The sequence below is a fragment of the Bacillus sp. UMB0728 genome (genome assembly GCF_002858875.1).
In the GTDB taxonomy this organism is placed as follows: domain Bacteria; phylum Bacillota; class Bacilli; order Bacillales; family Cytobacillaceae; genus Bacillus_AB; species Bacillus_AB infantis.
On record NZ_PKLA01000004.1, the window covers coordinates 190,469 to 210,347 of the forward strand.

18 protein-coding genes are annotated in these 19,879 nt (G+C 45.3%); 9 read left to right on the top strand and 9 right to left on the bottom strand.

The window, feature by feature from the left end:
* Position 1: 1 nt before the first annotated feature.
* On the bottom strand, positions 2-937 hold the full coding sequence (locus tag CYJ37_RS16810; protein ID WP_009794284.1) for an AAA family ATPase: 936 nt from the start codon (positions 935-937) through the stop codon (positions 2-4).
* A 174-nt stretch (positions 938-1,111) separates the two neighbouring features.
* On the opposite strand from CYJ37_RS16810, the gene CYJ37_RS16815 reads away from it, so the two are divergent.
* The gene (locus CYJ37_RS16815; RefSeq protein ID WP_094768857.1) at positions 1,112-1,492 is read left to right on the top strand and encodes a PilZ domain-containing protein; all 381 of its coding nucleotides are present in this window, start codon (positions 1,112-1,114) and stop codon (positions 1,490-1,492) included.
* A gap of 203 nt (positions 1,493-1,695) precedes the next feature.
* On the opposite strand, the gene CYJ37_RS16820 is transcribed toward CYJ37_RS16815, so the two are convergent.
* Positions 1,696-2,436 (bottom strand): SDR family NAD(P)-dependent oxidoreductase, encoded by a 741-nt coding sequence (locus tag CYJ37_RS16820; protein WP_094768856.1) that lies wholly within the window; start codon positions 2,434-2,436, stop codon positions 1,696-1,698.
* A gap of 36 nt (positions 2,437-2,472) precedes the next feature.
* On the bottom strand, positions 2,473-2,667 hold the full coding sequence (locus tag CYJ37_RS16825; protein ID WP_094768855.1) for a hypothetical protein: 195 nt from the start codon (positions 2,665-2,667) through the stop codon (positions 2,473-2,475).
* Positions 2,668-2,888: 221 nt separating this feature from the next.
* Here CYJ37_RS16825 and CYJ37_RS16830 point away from each other — a divergent pair, with 221 nt between their 5' ends.
* On the top strand, positions 2,889-3,077 hold the full coding sequence (locus CYJ37_RS16830; protein WP_009794279.1) for a YkvS family protein: 189 nt from the start codon (positions 2,889-2,891) through the stop codon (positions 3,075-3,077).
* Positions 3,078-3,141: 64 nt separating this feature from the next.
* Here the strand turns inward: CYJ37_RS16830 and CYJ37_RS16835 are convergent, their stop codons facing one another.
* The gene (locus CYJ37_RS16835; protein ID WP_101550738.1) at positions 3,142-3,810 is read right to left on the bottom strand and encodes an NAD(P)H-binding protein; all 669 of its coding nucleotides are present in this window, start codon (positions 3,808-3,810) and stop codon (positions 3,142-3,144) included.
* 209 nt (positions 3,811-4,019) lie between these two features.
* On the opposite strand from CYJ37_RS16835, the gene CYJ37_RS16840 reads away from it, so the two are divergent.
* Positions 4,020-4,631, top strand: a complete 612-nt coding sequence (locus CYJ37_RS16840) for a CPBP family intramembrane glutamic endopeptidase (RefSeq protein WP_009794277.1) — start codon at positions 4,020-4,022, stop codon at positions 4,629-4,631.
* Between the two features lie 85 nt (positions 4,632-4,716).
* On the top strand, positions 4,717-5,412 hold the full coding sequence (locus CYJ37_RS16845) for a hypothetical protein (RefSeq protein WP_101550740.1): 696 nt from the start codon (positions 4,717-4,719) through the stop codon (positions 5,410-5,412).
* 41 nt (positions 5,413-5,453) lie between these two features.
* Here the strand turns inward: CYJ37_RS16845 and CYJ37_RS16850 are convergent, their stop codons facing one another.
* Complete coding sequence (locus tag CYJ37_RS16850) at positions 5,454-6,497, bottom strand: YkvI family membrane protein (RefSeq protein ID WP_101550742.1); 1,044 nt, start codon at positions 6,495-6,497, stop codon at positions 5,454-5,456.
* A 185-nt stretch (positions 6,498-6,682) separates the two neighbouring features.
* Here CYJ37_RS16850 and CYJ37_RS16855 point away from each other — a divergent pair, with 185 nt between their 5' ends.
* Both CYJ37_RS16855 and CYJ37_RS16860 read left to right on the top strand, forming a co-directional pair.
* The gene (locus CYJ37_RS16855; RefSeq protein WP_101550744.1) at positions 6,683-8,809 is read left to right on the top strand and encodes an ATP-dependent Clp protease ATP-binding subunit; all 2,127 of its coding nucleotides are present in this window, start codon (positions 6,683-6,685) and stop codon (positions 8,807-8,809) included.
* A gap of 145 nt (positions 8,810-8,954) precedes the next feature.
* On the top strand, positions 8,955-10,544 hold the full coding sequence (locus CYJ37_RS16860) for a two-component system sensor histidine kinase NtrB (RefSeq protein WP_101550746.1): 1,590 nt from the start codon (positions 8,955-8,957) through the stop codon (positions 10,542-10,544).
* Between the two features lie 261 nt (positions 10,545-10,805).
* On the opposite strand, the gene CYJ37_RS16865 is transcribed toward CYJ37_RS16860, so the two are convergent.
* The 3 genes from CYJ37_RS16865 to CYJ37_RS16875 form a co-directional block, all read right to left on the bottom strand.
* Positions 10,806-12,500, bottom strand: a complete 1,695-nt coding sequence (locus tag CYJ37_RS16865) for a M3 family oligoendopeptidase (protein WP_101550748.1) — start codon at positions 12,498-12,500, stop codon at positions 10,806-10,808.
* 110 nt (positions 12,501-12,610) lie between these two features.
* Positions 12,611-13,051, bottom strand: a complete 441-nt coding sequence (locus tag CYJ37_RS16870; protein ID WP_009794271.1) for a MarR family winged helix-turn-helix transcriptional regulator — start codon at positions 13,049-13,051, stop codon at positions 12,611-12,613.
* A gap of 72 nt (positions 13,052-13,123) precedes the next feature.
* Positions 13,124-14,722, bottom strand: a complete 1,599-nt coding sequence (locus CYJ37_RS16875; protein WP_101550750.1) for a bifunctional metallophosphatase/5'-nucleotidase — start codon at positions 14,720-14,722, stop codon at positions 13,124-13,126.
* Between the two features lie 143 nt (positions 14,723-14,865).
* Here CYJ37_RS16875 and CYJ37_RS16880 point away from each other — a divergent pair, with 143 nt between their 5' ends.
* A complete protein-coding gene (locus CYJ37_RS16880) occupies positions 14,866-16,359 on the top strand; it encodes an ATP-binding protein (RefSeq protein WP_101550752.1) in 1,494 nt (497 codons plus the stop codon).
* Positions 16,360-16,420: 61 nt separating this feature from the next.
* On the opposite strand, the gene CYJ37_RS16885 is transcribed toward CYJ37_RS16880, so the two are convergent.
* Positions 16,421-17,416, bottom strand: a complete 996-nt coding sequence (locus tag CYJ37_RS16885) for a phosphotransferase enzyme family protein (protein WP_180827373.1) — start codon at positions 17,414-17,416, stop codon at positions 16,421-16,423.
* 140 nt (positions 17,417-17,556) lie between these two features.
* Between CYJ37_RS16885 and CYJ37_RS16890 the strand changes: the two genes are divergently transcribed.
* Together CYJ37_RS16890 and CYJ37_RS16895 are read left to right on the top strand one after the other, a co-directional pair.
* Complete coding sequence (locus tag CYJ37_RS16890; protein WP_101550756.1) at positions 17,557-18,795, top strand: MFS transporter; 1,239 nt, start codon at positions 17,557-17,559, stop codon at positions 18,793-18,795.
* A 205-nt stretch (positions 18,796-19,000) separates the two neighbouring features.
* A complete protein-coding gene (locus tag CYJ37_RS16895; protein ID WP_009794266.1) occupies positions 19,001-19,732 on the top strand; it encodes a ZIP family metal transporter in 732 nt (243 codons plus the stop codon).
* Positions 19,733-19,879: the final 147 nt, after the last annotated feature.

The window sequence follows — 19,879 nt, forward strand, 5'->3', positions numbered from 1 at the left end:
TCTAGCGGGCACCTGCTTCAACAGGGACTTCAACGGAATCAATAACTTTTTTGATCACTTCTTCCTCTGTGCTTGTAAGGGATGCTTCGGCGGTAAGATAGATTCTATGTGCCAGCACATATGGAGCCATTTCCTTGATATCCTCCGGGACGGCATATTTTCTGCCTTTTATCAGTGCAGCACCGATTGCAGCCCTCAGCAGGGCAAGCGACCCCCTTGGGCTGACCCCAAGTTCGATGGCAGGGGTTTCCCTCGTTTTCCTGACAATTTCGAGCAGATAACCTTCAAGCTCTTCCGATATATGTATCTGTGCTGCTGCCTCCCTCAATAAAGCGAGTTCCTGCCGGCTTACAGCCTGTTTTACGGCAGCTGACTGCCTCCTTTTTCCCTTTATTATCATCCTTTCTTCTTCAAGGCTGGGATAGCCCAGTTTAACCCTCATGAAAAAGCGGTCAAGCTGTGCTGCCGGCAGCGGAAAGGTCCCTTGCTGCGACTCTGCCGGATTCTGCGTCGCAATGACCATAAAGGGTTCTTCCGCCCTGAATGTATGTCCGTCAATCGTTACCTGGCGTTCCTCCATGGCCTCAAGCAGGCTTGACTGTGTCCGCGGGGTAGCCCTGTTTATTTCATCAGCAAGTACAATATTGGCAAGGATGGGCCCTGGGCGGAACTCAAATTCATGGTTTTTCGGATTGAAAAATTGGATTCCTGTAATATCACTCGGAAGTACGTCCGGTGTAAATTGAATCCGCGAGAACTTTCCTCCAAATGTTTCAGCGAATGTTTTTGCCATGAGTGTCTTGCCTGTTCCAGGCACACTTTCAAGAAGCACATGGCCATTGAAGATGAGCGAAATCACCAGCAATTCTGCTTCTTTATCCCGGCCGACAATCACCTTTCCTATTTCTCTTTTCAGTTTTTCTATTTGATCAAGCATTTGCACACCTCTATTATTCTAATATTTTGTCTTTTTAAATATAACATGAAATTATACAAGCATAGCAAGTGATTGGAAGAAATAGACTCAGCAGAGAAAATGGTTGCAAAAAAGGCGGTCTGGTGATTCAATAAACTTACAAGATTTAACAAACAAATATATGAAGGTGATCATATGAGATATAAACGGGATGAGCCGTTCCGGTTTCAATTCCCTAAGCCGCTCCATGGGTCCTTCAGGATTATAAAAATTGACGATAAACCGGTTGAGGCAAGGCCAGGCACAGCGGAGATAATGGATTTGAGCCCGAACGGCCTGCGTTTCAAGGCTTCCATGGACCTTCCGGTAAGAGAAAAAAAGCTGCTGATGGAAATGTCTTTCATCATTAACGATTCTCTTATCACCATGACCGGTGAGCCGGTATGGCAAAAGCACGAATGGAATAGCAGCACCTATGGCTTCGTATCTGCAGAAGGCAGCGAAAAAAGCCTTGAGATTATCCAGCAGCTTAAAGAGTATGCCAGAAAGGCTGCCGGCTCTTACAAATCAAGATAAAAAACTCCAGCGCATTCTGCTGGAGTTTTTTTTACTGGAACTTTACGTTCATGCAACGGAAACATTATGAATCACCTATATGATGGAATAAACCACTTGAGGAGGCTTCATATGTTTTCCCATCTCTTAAGCTGCCTGATTTTCGTTGGGACTATTTTCATTTTCAGCATCCTGCTGCTGCGGAAAAACTAGAAGGAATCCTGCTATTCCTCGTACATCATTTTCCTGGTCATTCCCCCATCGACCACGATGTTTTCGCCCGTTACAAAATCGTTTTCCGGATCACAAAGGTAGAGGCAGCAGCGTGCTATATCAGACGGTTTACCTACTCTTCCTGAAAGATGCTGCTTATGGTCCTTTTCCCGCAATTCATCATAATGCTTTGTTTCAATCCAGCCCGGGCTGATGGAATTAACCCTGATTCCCTTGCCTGCCAAGGTTCTTGCCAAAGCGTGGGTAATGCTCGTGATCCCTCCCTTGGATGCAGAATAAGCCTCTGTGTCAGGCTCAGACATGGACGCCCGGGTCGAAGCCATATTTACGATTGAGCCTCCACTTTTCATCAGCTTCACTGCTTCCCTGCTGCAGAGGAAAACGCTCCGCAAATTAGTCTGGAGGATCTCATCCCATTCATCCAATGTCATCTCCGTAAATGAAATAAACTTTGAAATCCCGGCATTATTGATAAGGATGTCTATAGTTCCAAACTGAGCGGCTGTCTTTTCCATGGCAGTTATAACGCTTCTTTCATCTCTCACATCCGTATACACAAAAAAGGCTTCCCCGCCTTCGGATACCAGCTTCTCCTGAAGCTCAGCCCCTTCCTTTTCGGCTATATCTGCAATAACTACCTTTGCACCTTCTTCAGCAAATGACTTGGCAATGCCCTTGCCAATCCCATTTGCACCACCGGTTATGAACACTGTCCTGTCTTTAAACTTCATTGCTCCATCGACTCCCTTCCTATTTATATTGAGCCTTCAGCTGCGGGGCTCAGATAGATATTGATACAATACATCTCCGCCCCGCTGGCCAATGCCGCGGAAATGCTTAAAGTCCGGGCGGCTGACAAGCACCCTGCGAAACTCAAGGAAGTCTTCCTTTTTTACATAGTACTCCGCAAGTTCACCGTTTTTGAGCTTATCTAGCAATTCATTCACCAAGTTTTGTTCCAAGCCAATACCTCCTTTTCACATACTTACTGTATACCAAATTACTATAAGAATTTCCACGGAAATACTTGCAGAAGCACAGTTATGCAATACCCTTATGTTTCAATCCGAAAAATGGAAGTTTCAGTTAAAAATGTTCAAAATTCTTTACGAAATTCAAAAAGTAGTGCAAAATGTTAATAAGCTTTTAGAGAAGAAACAAACACGGGAGAGGGAGAGGATGTATGAAGAAAGCAGAAGTCGGAAACGTGATTGAATTCAGGGAAGGCTTGAAGGGCATAGTTGAAAAAGTGAACGAAAATTCGGTGATTGTCGATCTTACATACATGGATGACTATCGTGATCTTGAGTTGGAGCAAAGGACTGTTGTTAACCATAAAAACTATAAAGTCATTAAAGAATCGGTATTCTAATCGTAAAATGTAAGCGCTGCTATAATAAAAAGTAAATAAAACTCCGCTGCCAGGCGGAGTTTTTTTATTTGCCTGCAAGGCGGGCTATTTCATCCGAGTCATATATCATTGCAGCCTTGCGGGCTTCCTTATCACGGATTGCGGCCGCTGCCATCCCTTTTGCCACATCTAATGCCTTGATGGATTTATACTTTTGAAGCTTTCCCTTCATAAACGGCCCTGCCGCCCTTAAGAAAACCTCGCCGGCCTTTTCCCCCAGCCTGAACTCCGCCCTATCGCCGACAAGAAGGGACGGCCGGAAAATGTGGAGGCTGAAAGCATTCAGTGTCTTAAGCTGTTCTTCCATCTGTCCTTTTACCTTATTATAAAAAAACTTAGAATCCGGGTCTGCCCCCATTGACGATATAATCAGGAATCTGGCTGCACCTGCTTCTTGTGCAAGATGGGCCGCCTTTAAGGGATACTCTAAATCGGTTTCCCGAAAAGCGTCTTTACTTCCCGCCTTCTTAATCGTTGTGCCAATACAGCAGAAAATATCGTCAGCCATGAAGGCATCCCCCATCTCCTCCAGACTGCTGAAGCCCCCAATGTATACCGTCAGTTTAGGATGTTCTATGCTGAGCGGGCGTCTGCTGATCACTTTTATTTGTGAGTACTGGCCGCTGCCTAGGAGCAGCTCCAAAAGATGGCCCCCTGTCAAGCCGGTAGCGCCTAAAATTAGTGCTTTTCGCATCTTTTTCCCTCCTGTATGCTGTTACAAAACAGTTGTATGAACAAAAGTAGTAGCAGAGTACTTTCATTTTTTGATAAAATAGTGATTGGTTTGTTAGAACACCAATAAATTGTACGAGCCAACAGCTTACTTACTGATTATACAGCAGAAGAAGCATTGCACCGTAAACCCGCATTTATATTTTCCACCTGGCTGAAAGGAGATCATGAATGAAAATTGGCTCAATTGATATAAAACTGATCCTGGGGATCATGATTGCCCATTTGTTACTGTTTTTCACTTTTCAGGACAGGGCAGTATTTTGGTATATATTCACCGCTTCCATGCTGTTTCTGATCAGCTATTCAATTATGGCAGAAGAAGTGGAGGATGAGGCTTCTTTCCGATCTTACCTTTTCTTTGGAGCAGTTTCCGGGGTACTCCTCTATGGATTATTCTGGACAGGCCATTTCCTGATAGAGATTTTGAACCTGCCATTCGCAAGCCAAATCGGGAGATTGTACAGCCGGCTTTCCCCGGAAGTAATCTGGCAATATATCGTTCTGATCCTTGTCATCATTCCGGGCGAAGAAATTTTTTGGCGGGGTTTTGTCCAAAAACGCCTGCAAAGCTACATAAAACCAGGATGGGCAGTGATATCAGCTGCTTTGCTTTACGCCTCCGTCCATTTTTATTCCGGCTATCCGGTCCTTGCCCTTGCAGCATTTGCAGCCGGGCTGTTCTGGGGATATCTGTATGCCTGGAAGAAAAGCCTGCCCCTGGTCATTGTCTCTCATCTCATATTCGATCTATTGATTTTTATTATCTTGCCATTCAACTGATGAAATCAGCAAAATTTGTAACTTTCTGCAGATAACATCGTCTACTCTATTATAAAACTGCATGACATACAGGAGGAATGCCAAAATGAACACACTTCAAAAACTATTGCTGGCTACAGGGATCCTTTCACTTGCACTTGCCGGGTGCGGGACTACAGAGGACACAGGAAGTGAAGACAAGGGAACCAATACAGAAGAAACAGCGGGCACAACAGACGGCACCCAGGAAACCGGTGACAATTCAAATGGTGAAGACATAGTGCAGACGGATGATCAGTCTGAAGGAGAAGAAAACGAGGAGACAGCCAGCTCTGAAATGGAGCAGGAAAAATCCCTGTCATACCAGGTGAATGGAGAAACGATGGAAGAAACTGCAGTCCTTGAAAAAAGCGACAACCAGAATTATTCTATGTATGTCCTTCCTTCATACGCACTGACAGCTGAAGAGCCTAATAAAGATGTACTATATCTGACAGATAATGATCAAGTATTCATGAGGATTGAGCTGCTGCCGGAAGATACAGATTGGGAAATGGCTGAAGAGAACGCAAAATCCCAGCTGACAGCGGTAAGCAGTGAGGTGCAATCTGCGGAGGCTTCTGATGATGAATTCCTGCAGGATGCAATCATTTACGAAGCAGCTTCAGAAGAAGATAAAGCAGCGGTATACCTGATTAAAAACGGTGGACAGCCCCTAAAGCTGAGCATCTACACAAAAAATGATGCTGATCACACTGATGCATTTATTCAAATGGCAAAAACCATTTCAGCAGAGAAATAAGGAAAACAGGCCGATGAAACACCTCATCGGCCTGTTTTTTTTCATGCTTCTTTTTCTTCTGCAGGTTTTATCCAGAGCAGGACAATAAATAGAATGCTGACATATCCGAATATCGGATAAAGATAGGAAAGCAGTGTACTGTATTCTATCATGCTGATTAAACAGGTAATTAGATAAATTCCCCCGACCGACCAGATCGCCGGGATTGAAATATACTGCCTTATCTGCCTCTCCAGCCCGAAAATATTTCCTATTATTGAGGTGAAAATTTCTCCATAAATGACCAGTACAAACAGGCCGTAAAAACCGGATGCAAGATTTTTCATGATGACTGCCATTGGTATTTCATATACTTCCAGGTTAGGGAGCATTACAAGAGTCAGATGGCTTGATAAAAGGATGATGGTCAATGCCGCCCCTCCGATATACCCTCCCATCCTGATGGTCCGGTCATCTTTTATTTCAGCTGCAACAGGCACCAGCACCGCCTGTGCCAGGGCCAGATTGAGCGCGGTATAGGAAAATGGCGCGGCTACAGCTTTCCACCCATCCTCCGCAAACGGAATGAACAGCATCTGCTCCTTAAAGCCCGGGAGCTTTATAGAAATGAACATTAAGATAAAACTGAAGGCAATCATCATAGGCACTACAAACAAATTCACAGCAAACAGCCCTTTAATGCCGAGAATCATTACAACCACCGATAATATGATTGTTGCAAGCACCCCTGAGAGCTTGGACATTCCAAGCTGCTCCTGAAATACAGCTCCTGCGCCTGACAGCATGACAGCACATACGCCAAGGAGCATAATTAATGTCAGCACATTGATCACTTTTCCGAAATATCTGCCGAACAGATAATCATTCAGCTCCTGGTAGGACTTTGCATGTATCCGTGCTGAGATCCTCATCAGCTTTGTTCCCAGCATAATAAATATATATCCGCTCATCAGAATTCCGATCAGCCCGATAAACCCGAACCGGGTAAAAAACTCTACTATCTCCTTGCCTGTTGCAAAACCCGCCCCGACTACTGTACCAACATAGACAGCAGCAATCTGCAAGGCTCCAGTCCAATTTTTCACGAAACCGCCTCCTCCCCTTCATGTATATGACCGGCTTTTCCAACAAAGACGAGCTTTTCAAAACTATTCATTCCTTTGGCTTAAATTTCCAAGTCTTATTGCTTGAAAGTCAAATAAGGTCAAAGTATAATAAAATCAAAGTTAGTCAAAGATAGTCAAAGTCAACATATAGGAGGCATTGATTGATGAACTGTGAAAAATGTCAACAAAACCAGGCAACCATCCAATTAAGGTTTAATATAAATGGAAATAAAATAGAAACACATCTCTGCAGCAGCTGCTATCAGACCGAAAAGCAAAAAATGAACGCTTCCTTCGGTTACCAGAATCCCTTCGAGGCTTCCGGCATGGAAGACTTGTTCAAACAAATGGGCGCCGGTGAAGCTAGTGCCGGCAAGGGAATGAAACAGCAGCCAGGCAAAAAGCCAAACGGCTTTATTGAACAGTTTGGCAAGAACTTGAGCAATGCAGCCAATGCAGGCTTAATAGATCCTGTCATTGGCAGGGATGAAGAAATTGACCGTGTCATTGAAATACTCAATCGGAGAAATAAAAATAATCCAGTACTGATCGGAGAGCCCGGTGTCGGGAAAACTGCCATTGCAGAAGGATTGGCACTGAAAATATCTGAAAAGAAAGCACCCCGCAAACTGCTGAATAAAGAAGTTTATCTTCTTGATGTCGCTTCGCTTGTTGCCAATACCGGCATTCGCGGACAGTTTGAAGAACGGATGAAACAGCTTATCACAGAGCTGCAGGAAAGGAAAAATATTATCCTGTTCATTGATGAAATCCATCTTCTTGTCGGAGCAGGATCCGCCGAAGGCTCCATGGACGCAGGCAACATCCTGAAGCCTGCTCTTGCCCGCGGCGAACTTCAGGTAATCGGTGCGACAACTTTAAAAGAATATCGCCAGATTGAAAAAGACCCTGCGCTTGAAAGGCGTTTCCAGCCTGTTCACATTCAGGAGCCAACACAGGAACAAGCCTTAGAAATCCTGAAAGGCCTCCAGTCCAAATATGAGGACTTCCATGAAGTCACCTATTCGGAAGCGGCGCTGTCGGCATGCGTCACTCTATCAAGCAGATATATACAGGACAGATTTCTTCCGGATAAAGCCATAGATCTGCTGGATGAAGCAGGATCAAAAATCAATCTGACAGCAGAATATACACCAGGGGAAGAAATCGAGCAGAAGCTGGCTGAAATATCAGCTGCCAAAGAAGAAGTCCTGAAGAAAGAAGACTATGAAAAAGCGGCCAAGCTCCGTGAACAGGAAATCAAGCTTGAAATAGCATTGAACAATGATTCGGCAAAGAGGCCGGTAGTGGAAGCGGGACATATCCAGGAGATCATTGAAAGAAAGACCGGCATTCCGGTCGGCAAAATTCAGCAGGATGAACAATCCAAGATGAAGAACCTTGAAAAATCCCTTTCCGAAAAAGTGATCGGCCAGGAAGAAGCTGTTAAAAAGGTCGCAAAGGCAGTACGCAGAAGCAGAGCTGGATTAAAATCCAAAAACCGCCCAATCGGCTCTTTCTTATTTGTCGGACCAACCGGTGTTGGTAAGACCGAACTGACAAAAACACTTGCTGAAGAGCTCTTCGGCTCTAAAGACAGCATGATCAGGCTTGATATGAGCGAATATATGGAAAAACACAGCATTTCAAAAATTATCGGTTCCCCTCCGGGATATGTCGGCCATGATGAAGCAGGCCAGCTGACTGAGAAGGTGCGGAGGAATCCATACAGCATCATTCTGCTGGATGAGATAGAAAAAGCCCACCCTGACGTACAGCATATGTTCCTCCAGATTCTCGAAGACGGCCGCCTGACAGACAGCCAGGGAAGGACCGTCAGCTTTAAGGATTCTGTTATCATCATGACAAGCAACGCCGGTGCAGGACACAGGGAAATCAAGGTCGGTTTCGGCAGCAGCGAAGCTGTCAAGGAATCAGGAATTCTTGATTCTCTGGGCAGTTTCTTCAAGCCTGAGTTCCTGAACAGATTCGACAGCATCATAGAGTTCAAACAGCTTGAAAAAGACAGCCTGCTGAAAATTGTGCAGCTGATGCTGGAAGAGCTGAATACAGCACTCAAAGAACAGGATATGCTGCTGACTTTTACTGATGAAGCAGTTGAAAAACTGGCCGAGCTTGGCTATCATCCGGCGTTTGGAGCCCGTCCGCTTAGAAGGGCAATCCAGGAGCAGCTGGAAGACAAAATTGCGGACTTTATTCTGGAAGATCCATCATGCACACAGCTGCATGCAGACCTTTTGGATGGAAATATTGTGGTTACTGGAAAATAAAGATACAAATCAATTGCGAAAGGCATACAGAAGCTTAATACAGGCTTACTGTATGTCTTTTTCTGTTAGACATGAAAGTCGCTCAACAAAATCTGACAAATTGTGATAAAATTGGTTAATATACTAACCGAAAGGCACCCTAAGCATGAACAAAACAAGCCTGATAGAAAGCCGGAATCTGCTTTTGATACAGCTGCTCTGGCTGTTTTACATAATCGATACAGCTTTTTACACATTGGTCGATCAGCGCTATGATTTGCTGTGGCCGCCTGTCGGCCTTGGCTTTTGCCTGCTGCTCACCGGCCTCTATTATCTTAAGCCAAAGCCTCACTTCATGATGATTGTAATCCTGGCCAGTATATACAGTTATCTGTTTTACCTGAACCTGCAGCTTCCTTATCTGGTCAATTATATTTTTCTGGTGTTCGGGATCATTTTATCAGCCTTTTATCAGAGTTATCTTGCGCTTGGCATTTCCACCTCGCTGGCTGCTGCAGCCCTTATCATCCTGAATGCAGCAAATGGACATTTAATTGCAGAAATGTCCGGCCCTGAGGACCTGCCTTATATCCTCCTTTTTGCCCTGCTCACAAGCATTCTGCTGTTTTTCATGATCAAACACGCGAACAGGCTGTGGGAAAAAGCAGAGAGAAGCGAAATGGCTGCAAGGAAAGACCTGGAATCGACCAGATCCTATATCGACGCTTTTTTTGACAATACCAGCGATTCCATTGTAATTGCAGATGCAGAAAAAAGGATTCTAAGAATGAATAACAGTTTCTCCCTGCTGTTTCACTCCACAGCTCCAGAGCCTGGGGACAGCCTTGAAACCATCATAGCGGATGAAAATGGTAAAATCTCGGATATGCTGGATTCGGCGCTTCTTGGCCGCAGTATTTCCGGAGCTGAACTTTCCTTTCCGGGTGTCAGTGATGAGCCGAGCGTGCTAGAGGCGACCGTATCCCCTGTCTATAATGCTCAGCATAAAATTTTTGCAGTATCGATGGTCATAAGGGATGTTACTGAGAAGAAAAAGCTGGAAGAGTATCTGCGGAATTCTGAAAAACTGAAGGTCACCGGTGAAATGGCAGCGAGCGTCGCCCATGAAATTAAAAATCCATTAACCGTTATATCAGGATTTATACAAATGATTGGTGAAAAGGAGAATGACTATAGGCAATATATTTCAATCATCCATTCAGAACTGGAGCGGATGAACGGAATTATTAATGAATTTCTATATCTGTCCAAACCGCACACACCAAACATGAAGCCTCAGCCGCTGGAACCGCTGCTAAATGAAACAGCGCTCCTGTTTGAATCTGAGGCACATTATAAAAATGTGCACCTTTTGAAGGATATTCTTCCTGGATGCGGAACTGTCCTTTGCGACACCGGCAAGCTGAAGCAGGCATGCATCAATCTTGTCCAAAACAGCATCGACGCTATGCCGGAGGGCGGTGTTGTAAAGATCTCATGCAGACAGACCAGCACTGGTGAAGCAAGAATTTTAATCGAAGACAGCGGATGCGGAATGCCCGAAGAACTTTTGCAAAATATCAAAAAACCTTTTTTTACCACAAAGGAATCAGGTACTGGCCTCGGTCTGATGATTACAGAGCAGATTATCCAGCAGCATAAAGGCAGGCTCTCGATTACAAGCAGGATGGGCTCCGGCACAACAGCCGAAATCCATCTCCCCCTTTTTAAAGAAGATCTGGACAGCAGCCAGTAAAATAGTAATATCTGCAGGACAAAAGCGCAAGAGCCTTGATCACCTTTAGGAACGCAGACTAAGAACGCCAAGTCCTGTGGGCATGGCCAGCTTCCTGGGTGCCTCACGGAAAGGAATTCTTTGACTTTTTGGGAGGTTTGGTTTGTGATCCCGGCGCAGCTGCTGGACATTGATTAGGAATTGAAAATAATCCCCAGGATATACGATTTAAAATTTCCTGAACAGCAAGAAAGAGCCGGGGAATCCCCGGCTCATCTAATTTTACAGGCTTTTGTCATCTACAGAATTCAGCCAGCTTTCAATTTCACCAATCACGGATTCTACACAGCCTTCCTCGAATGGCGAAAGAAGATTGGCTTCCTTGACCAGCTCTGTGAAAGGAAGGCTTCCGCCTAATCCGCACAGCTTGACATAATCACTCCATGCCTCTTCCTGGTTTTCCCTTGAACGCTTCCAGAACTGGAAAGCGCAAATCTGTGCAAGTGTATAATCGATATAATAGAAAGGAGAATTAAAGATATGCCCCTGGCGCTGCCAGAAACCGCCATTCTCCAAATACTCATTTCCTTCATAGTCTTTATGCGGCTGATATTTCCTCTCAATTTCCCTCCAGGCCTGCTTACGTTCCTGCGGAGTAGCAGTGTGGTTTTCGTATATCCAATGCTGGAATTCGTCTACGCTTACGCCATAAGGAAGGAAAAGCAATGCAGAGCTCAGATGGGAAAACTTATACTTATCTGTATCTTCCTTAAAGAAATTTTCCATCCATGGCCATGTAAAGAACTCCATGCTCATGGAATGTATTTCCGCTGCTTCATATGTCGGCCAGTTGTATTCAGGAATTTCAAAATGGCTGCTGGAATATACCTGGAAAGCATGGCCGGCTTCATGTGTCAGCACATCGATATCACCTGAAGTGCCATTGAAATTGGAAAAGATGAAAGGTGCTTTATGGTTTTCAATATAGGTACAGTAGCCGCCTCCTGCTTTCCCCTTCTTCGCCACAAGATCCATCAGCTGATTTTCATTCATAAAAGAAAAGAATCTGCCTGTTTCTTCTGAGAGTTCGTCATACATTTTCTGGCCGTTTTCAATGATCCACTCAGGGCTTCCCTTCGGTGCTGCATTGCCCGTCTTATATTGGAAAGGCTCATCATAGTATTTTAATTCATCAAGTCCGATTCTTTCCTGCTGGCGCTGCTTTAGCTTTGTCGCGATCGGGACTATATGCTCTTTGACCTGTCTGCGGAATTTGGCGACCATTTCTGCATTATAATCCGTCCGGTACATTCTGTAGTAAGCCAGCTCTACAAAGTTATTATAGCCAAGCTTATGTGCGATTTCTGTCCTGACTTTTACAAGGTCGTCATAGATACGGTCAAGCTCCTCTTCATTATCAGCAAGGAATCCGAAACGTGCCTCCTGGGCCCTCTTTCTCATTTCCCTGTCGGTCGACTCAGTAAATGGCTCCATTTGGGCCAGTGTACGCTCTTCCCCTTCAAAATCGATCTTGGCGGAGGCCATCAGCTTCGTATATTCAGAAGATAGCTTATTCTCCTTCTGCATAAGTGGCAGGATTTCCGGCTTGAATACCTTCAGCTGGGCATCTGCCAGCGCAAAAAGCTGCTTACCCCATTTTCCTTCAAGTTCTGAACGAAACTTGGAATCTACCAGTTCTTTATAGTAATCTGTTACAAACCCTTCCAGCTGCGGCTGTACTTCATCCATATAGTCTTGTTCATTTTTATAAAATTCATCATTAGTATCAATTGAATGGCGGATATAGCATAAGTTGAACATTGTTCCGATATCGTTGCGAATCTGATTGATCTCTTTCATCGCTTCATTCTGTTCATCGGCACTTGCTGCCCCCCTGAACCTCTCCAGTGCAGCTTCAAATTTCCTTCCTGCTTCGTCCATGTCTGGACGGACATATGTATATTCACTGAATTTCATTCTTTTCCCCCCGAATAGCTTTATTTTAAAAAACCATACTAAAGATTCGACATCCAGCAGGAAAATCCTCCTAAAAAACAAAAAACACAGCAAGATCACTGTGCTTTGCTTTAAAATCTTCCGACAGATAAGCCGAGCTTCTTTAAAAGATCGATTGCTGTCTGCTTTTCTTCATTAGATAGTTCTGACATCAGTTCATGGATGAACTGCTCATGAGACGGAAAGATCTCCTCAATGAACGCTTTGCCTTTTTCTGTAATCTGGGCAAATGTCACGCGCCGGTCTGTCGGGCAGGCCACCCGGCGGAGGTACCCTTTTTCCTCAAGCTTGTCCACAACATAAGTAATACTGCCGCTTGCGAGCAGGATTTTGCCGCCGATTTGCTGCAGCGGCTGGTCTCCTTTGTGATAGAGCAGCTCAAGCACCGCAAATTCAGTCGGATTCAATCCGTATGTCTGAATCAGCTTATTGACATTCTCATTAACAGCCCTGCAGGCCCTTGATAAAACGATAAAAAGCTTTAATGATTGATTTACCTGTTCATTCCCCATTTTTAAACAGATCCTTTAACACGTTATTTTATCTCAAATTCAGCATTATTATAAGGAAGCTTGCCTCCTGTGTCAATTTTTGGGCTGCAATAAATGAGAATTGGCTGTAACCTTCCAGTTTGCATTCACTTCTGCCTTTACAGGCTGTTCTCTCCTGATATATTCAGCCAGCAGTTCTGTCATGTCCTTATGGATTTCCCGGATAACAGGTTTGTTCTTAAACATCCAGTAGCCGCCTCCTCCACCTGCACGGTAATGGTTCATGACCACCTCAAACACTTCATCCATTTTCATGGCCTCTCCTCTGTGCTCCAAAACAGTGACACGGCTTCCTTCAGGCTGGGATAGATTCAGTTCATATTCGATCCCTTCCCACATATCATAATTATAATGCTGCGGCTTAGGCTTTGAAAATGACGGATTGACGGCAATTTCCCCATCTTCACCGACCCTGAAGTAGGAGGCAGACCTTTCCAGTGCATCTTTAATGTCCTGGCCTGTTATCTGCAATACAGCAAGTGTGTTTGGATAAATATAATTGGTCATGATATCTCTCATGGTCACCGTGCTGCTGAACCCGGGTGCTCCTTCATTGAACAGGGCTGTACAGGATATCTTTGCCCCGGAAGCATCCATCTGGACGCGGTTAACCAGTTCAATCAATGGATGCTCCCTGATCCTGGCTTCCAGTGGATCTGTGATCAGCATACTTTCTGTCAGAGAGCCGATTTCTTCATCAAGCCACTTTTGCGTTTCATTTTCGTAAAAGCTTGCATCGTGGATGATTTCCTTATCACACTCACCTTCATTGCTGATCAAAGATGAGTCGAGGCCGGCGATTGTCCATTCATGACGGACCTTTTCAAAAGTCACTTCTACTTTGCCCAAATGGCTTCCATGGGCTCCCGGCATGATGACCGGCACCCCGTTCACCTCTTTGCCAGACAGCCTCCTATGCTGATGGCCGGTTATCAGCAGATCGATTTCCGGAAATTCCATGCAGATCCTGTAAGCTTCATTTTCTCCTGTTTCCTCCTCCGCTTTGGCGCCTGTTTCCCTATCCCGTTCAAAGCCTCCATGATAAGCGACCGCCAGGAAGTCGGGCTTTTCAGTTTCTTCTACATAAGGAATCCAGCGTGCAAGGGTCTCAATTGCAGAATCGAAGAAAAGTTCCTGGATATAGTCAGGCCTTTCCCAATTCGGGATATGGCTTGTTGTAATCCCCAGGACCGCAATCTTAAGCTCATTCATTTCCTTAATCATATAGGGCACTCCGAAATACGGCTCCTTCGTTGTCCGGTGCAGCACATTGGCGCTCAGCCAGGGGAAATTGGATTCGCTGGCTGCACTCTTGATCATTTCGATGCCATAATTGAATTCATGGTTGCCGATTACAGCAGCATCATACTCCAGCTTATTCAGGACCTGGACCATGGGATTGACACGGTGCTTTAAGAACCGGGAATAATGGTACATAAGCGGCGTGCCCTGGATCAGGTCGCCATTGTCCAGAAGGAGTGTATGGTCTGCCTTCGCCTTCTCCTGCCTGATCACTGATGCCAGTTTGGCAAGCCCCGCTGCTTGTTCTTTTCCCGTGCTGTAATCATAAGGATAGATGCTGCCATGCAAATCAGATGTAATCAGGAACGATACTATCTCTTTATTTTTCATCTAACTCCTCCCTTTAGTACCTATTTATCATTCTTGGCTGCTGTTAAACTTGAATTGTTCATAAGTGGTATAATAACAAATAAGCCCGCCCGGATACGAGGCGCTCTTCTCAATTATACAAATATCTATTGAGGTACATACAAATGAAAAAACCAAAGAACTATATTCTGTATCTCGCAGCCGTTATGATCCCTGCTGTCATTTCCAGCCTCTTTTATATGAACAAAGAGCTGGATCAGAATATCAGCGACCGCCAGGAAGCTGCCAGGTGGACGGCAGCCATCCACCAGCGGCATTGGGATGACTTTATCTCGGAAACCGTTTCTACCCTTGAGGTCCTTTCTATTGCGGCCTCTGCGGAAATGCAGGATCCTGCAAAAATCTCACCGCTGCTTCAGCGCATCCATCTGATGGATTCACGCTATGGGGGATTATATGTAGCCAATGCCGGCGGAGAAGTCATCGCAGGATCAAACTCTCTGTTTGACAACAAAAATATGCTCGAAAAAAATTATATACAGGAAGCGATGGATGCTAAGGATATCGTCATTTCCTCCAGGCAGGAAACGCTCGAAAACGGCCAGAAGGTTATTGGCCTGGCAGCGCCGGTGCTTAAAGAGAACCGGGAGATCGCCGGAATTGCCATAGCACAGATCAGGGTAGACCACATTGAAAATATATTGACCATGCTGACGCCCGATGCCAGGCTGGTCGTCTACAACCAGGAGGATGCGCCGATCATGAGCTTTAATATGGCCGGTTCCGATTCATTTGGCAATAAGCAGACAGTCATGATCCCGATCGAGAGACTCCCCTGGACGATCAAAACAGCAGTCCCTGACAGAGATAACGCAGCAATCTTTAAAGAGGCTGCGGGATTTATTGCAAGACTGCTGATCATCTTCCATATCATCTTCTTTTTTATCAAATATTTCATGCTTAAAAAGCAGGCGGCAGAGGAAAAGAAGAAAAACGAATTGCAGAAGCTTGAGCTGGTCGGCACCCTTGCAGCAAGTACAGCCCACGAAATCCGGAATCCTTTGACCGGAATAAAAGGGCTTGTCCAGCTTCTCAGTGAAAAATACACACATTCCGACGATCAGTACTTCTTTAAAGTGATTGACACGGAGATAAGCAGAATCAATGAAATTGTAAGTGAGTTTCTGATCCTGGGAAAACCTGCTGCCCTGAAATTGGAAAAAATCAATCTGAAAGAAATCATTTCTGACCTGATTCCCCTTTTCGAATCAGAAGCGTCCCTGGCAAATGTACAGTGCACCTACCATCTTCCGGATAACCCGGCGATTGCCGAGGGTACCCAGGATCAGCTGAAGCAGGTACTTCTCAATCTTGCAAAGAACGCTTTTGAAGCAATGCCGGACGGGGGACGGCTCTCCATCTCCCTGCACACCGGCGGCAAATGGCACAGTATCATACTGGAAGACACAGGCTCCGGCATCCGTGAGGAAGACCTTGAGAAGGTATTCACGCCATTTTTCACTTCAAAGGATATGGGAACTGGGCTAGGCCTTGTTGTATGCCAAAGGATCATTGAGTCCTTTGGAGGCAGCATCACCATCTCAAGCAGAGTGAATGAAGGCACAAAAGCTGAGATCCTGCTGCCTGTAAAAGACTAAGGTGTCAGGCCCAATTTATCAACACGTGTAAAGCAGAGCACCATACGGTGCTCTGCTTTACTCATTCAAGGGTGAAAATCGGCTGTTTGTCCTCGATCCTGCCCTTCAAATCAGCCATCATTGAAAGCAGTCCAGTGCTTCTATCCTCAGGCGCAATCTTTTTATGGAGGACAGTATAGAGGACAACATCCCTAAGCTTCAGAAACAGCGGGAGCTGATCAAGCCACCCGGGAGGAAGCTGCCTGATTTCCTCATATCCTGAAGCAAATTCCTTCAGAAATCCTGCTGCAAAAGCATTTTTCTCCTGCTGTGTTCCGTTTTTAAAGCGGTAAAGGACCGAGTAATACACCGGGATGGCTATATCTGAGGCAAACCAGTGATAGGCACAGTCATCAAAGTCAAACGGATAGACCTTTTTTCCATCAAAAAAGAAGTTGCCTGAATGAAGATCTGTATGTACAAGCCCAAAGCTGTCTTTTCCTGCAGGCAGCGTTTTAATCCTGCTGATGAGCTCCCTGCTGTTCGCAATGATTCTTGCATGCCCTTCTGCGGGAACATACCTTTCAGGGAAAAGGACATCTTCCTCATCCCAGCCCGGCCTTGCTCCAATTTCAGCATTTGCCTTATAATTGGCTGTTGCTTCATGCATCTGGGCAATGATCCTGCCCCATGACCTGAAAAGATCTTTGTCAAACTCTCTATCAGTTACTTTGATTGGCCTGCCCGGAGCTTTCGAAAACAGACAGGCGTAGAAACTGCTGCCATCCCTGCACCCGGCGGTTATGATCCTTTCTCCTGAAGCCATCATCACCTCAGGAACTTGAATACCCTCAGAGAATAAATGATTTAGCCAGTCAATCTCGGCTGCAATATTGTGAAAAGACCGATGCGATTGATGAGTCAGCCTGAGAATATAGGGCGTTCCACCCTTATTTACTTCATAAACAAAATTCTCAAAATCCCCAAGAAGTCTGCAATCCTCTTCAAGTCCAAAAGTATTCTTCATGTCTTTAAGGATGGAGCTGCCATCCAGCAATTCCTGAATATATTTTTCCATATTTGCCTCCAAAAATGACATCCTCCCAGATCCATTGTAAATGAATCATGGATAAATCTACTAAAATATATTATGCTATTTTATTATGTGTTATTTCAATCAAGAACTCTATCGGCAAATAAACACCAGGAGGGAATTCAATGGGACACCCTGCAGCAGTCCAAAAGCAAAAATATAACGAAGGTACAGCCTATAAAGTTTTATTCATCATCGGGCTCTGCCATCTGTTGAACGATACGATCCAGGCTGTAGTGCCTGCCATGTTTCCCATCCTCGAAAAGTCAATGGGGCTGACTTATACGGAGCTTGGATTCATTGCTTTTTCCCTTAACATCGTGTCTTCGCTCCTCCAGCCGGTTACTGGCATACTGACTGACCGTAAGCCGATGCCATTCGCTCTTCCAATTGGGCTGGCCATTTCACTGGCCGGGGTGCTCGGCCTCGCTTTGGCCGGGAATTTTCTTTCAATAGTATTGTCTGTTGTGCTGATTGGCCTTGGTTCAGCCATTTTCCATCCTGAAGGATCGCGCGTCGCTTATATGGCTGCAGGGACAAAAAGGGGACTGGCACAGTCAATTTATCAGGTGGGAGGCAATACAGGACAGGCACTTGCACCGCTCATTACAGCCCTCATTCTTGTGCCTCTGGGGCAAAGAGGAGCTTCCTGGTTTACATTGGCTGCAGCCCTCGCTTCCGGCCTTCTTGTTTATATCGCCTTCTGGTATTCAGGAAGACTGAAGGAGGAAAAGCAGCTGGGGCTGAAAAAATCCAGGGCCGGCAAAAATCGGCAAACTGCCCTAAAAAACAAAATAGTACTTTCACTGGCCGTCATCCTTTTCCTGATATTTACTCGTTCCTGGTATATATCAGCCATCACCAATTTCTACGCTTTTTACGCGATAACGGAGTATTCCTTCACGATTACGCAGGCACAAGTATTTTTATTTGCATTCCTGGCAGCAGGCGCTGCAGGAACATTCTTTGGCGGCCCATTATCTGACCGGTTTGGAAAAAAGAGAATCATTTTTGTCTCAATGGCTGCATCTGCACCATTTTCAATTCTGCTGCCGTATATGCCAAAAGAACTTGCTTTTATTTTTTTGCTGTTAACCGGCTTTATTCTGATGGCAAGCTTTTCGGTTACTGTAGTGTATGCGCAGGAGCTGGTGCCTGGAAAAATCGGCACCATGTCCGGTCTCACAGTGGGCCTGGCCTTCGGCATGGGAGCAATCGGTTCGGTTGCGCTCGGATGGCTCGCAGATATGATCGGCCTTCCCCTGACTTTGGCTGTCACTGGCTTCCTTCCTCTATTAGGCCTTTTATCGGCTGTGCTTCCATCAGACCGCCAGCTTGCAGAAATGCAGGCCGAAGATATATAAGATCAGCTATTATGCAGGCTGTCCGAACCCTGGTACCGGTTTGGACAGCCTTTTTCATATTCTTTTCAGCTGCACAATTATTTTACGGGGAACTTTTTTCCTTCTGCTGTATATATTAGTATTGCGCGTTAAGCCCATAAATACGGTTAGACCAGATTGCATGGTGCTCATCATGCTTCAAAGGAAAGGCGGGGAGCTTTATACCATGAGCGAGGTAATTATCGGGAGCGTACTGTCTGCCCTTTCAACAGGACTTGGGGCTTTGATCATACTGTTTATGCACGGGAGCATCACCCACAGCTGGAGAGACATCCTATTGGCTTTCACAGCAGGCATCATGATGGCAGCCTCCATGATGGGGCTTATTCCGGAAGCGCTGGCTGCGGGTGGATTTCTGCCGCTGGCTGCGGGTGTTTTCCTCGGAGTTCTCTCCTTGACGCTGCTGGAGAAGAATATCCCTCATATTGATCTTCAGCATTCGAAGAAAGGGCTCGAATTTGATGAAAAGGCAATGCTGATCATCGCAGCCATCACACTGCATAATATTCCTGAGGGGTTATCCGTAGGGGTCAGCTACGCTTCGAGCACAGAAGATACAGGCAATTTGATCGCCTTTGCCATTGGATTGCAAAATGCCCCTGAAGGATTCCTTGTGGCTTTATTTCTGGTAAACCAGAAAATAAACAAATTCAAGGCATTTATTATTGCCACCCTGACAGGTGCGATAGAGATCGTCACCGGGCTTCTCGGATTCTATCTTACATCATTTATCAGCATTCTTGTTCCCTATGGCCTTGCTTTCGCCGCAGGCGCCATGCTCTTCATTATTTATAAAGAGCTGATCCCTGAGAGCCATGGAGACGGAAACGAACGCACTGCCACTTATTCCTTCATCATAGGCTTGCTCTTCATGATCTTTCTGATCAATATTTTTTAACTGCAGGATAAAAATGAAGAGGGGCCCTTATAAAACAGGCCCCTCTTCAACGGATTTTGATCAGCCCCGGGAGATCCCGCCGCAGAGCCTATGCTTTTCCAAATGTTTATGCTGTGCTGTTTTCTTCTATGAGGAGAATAGCTGTGA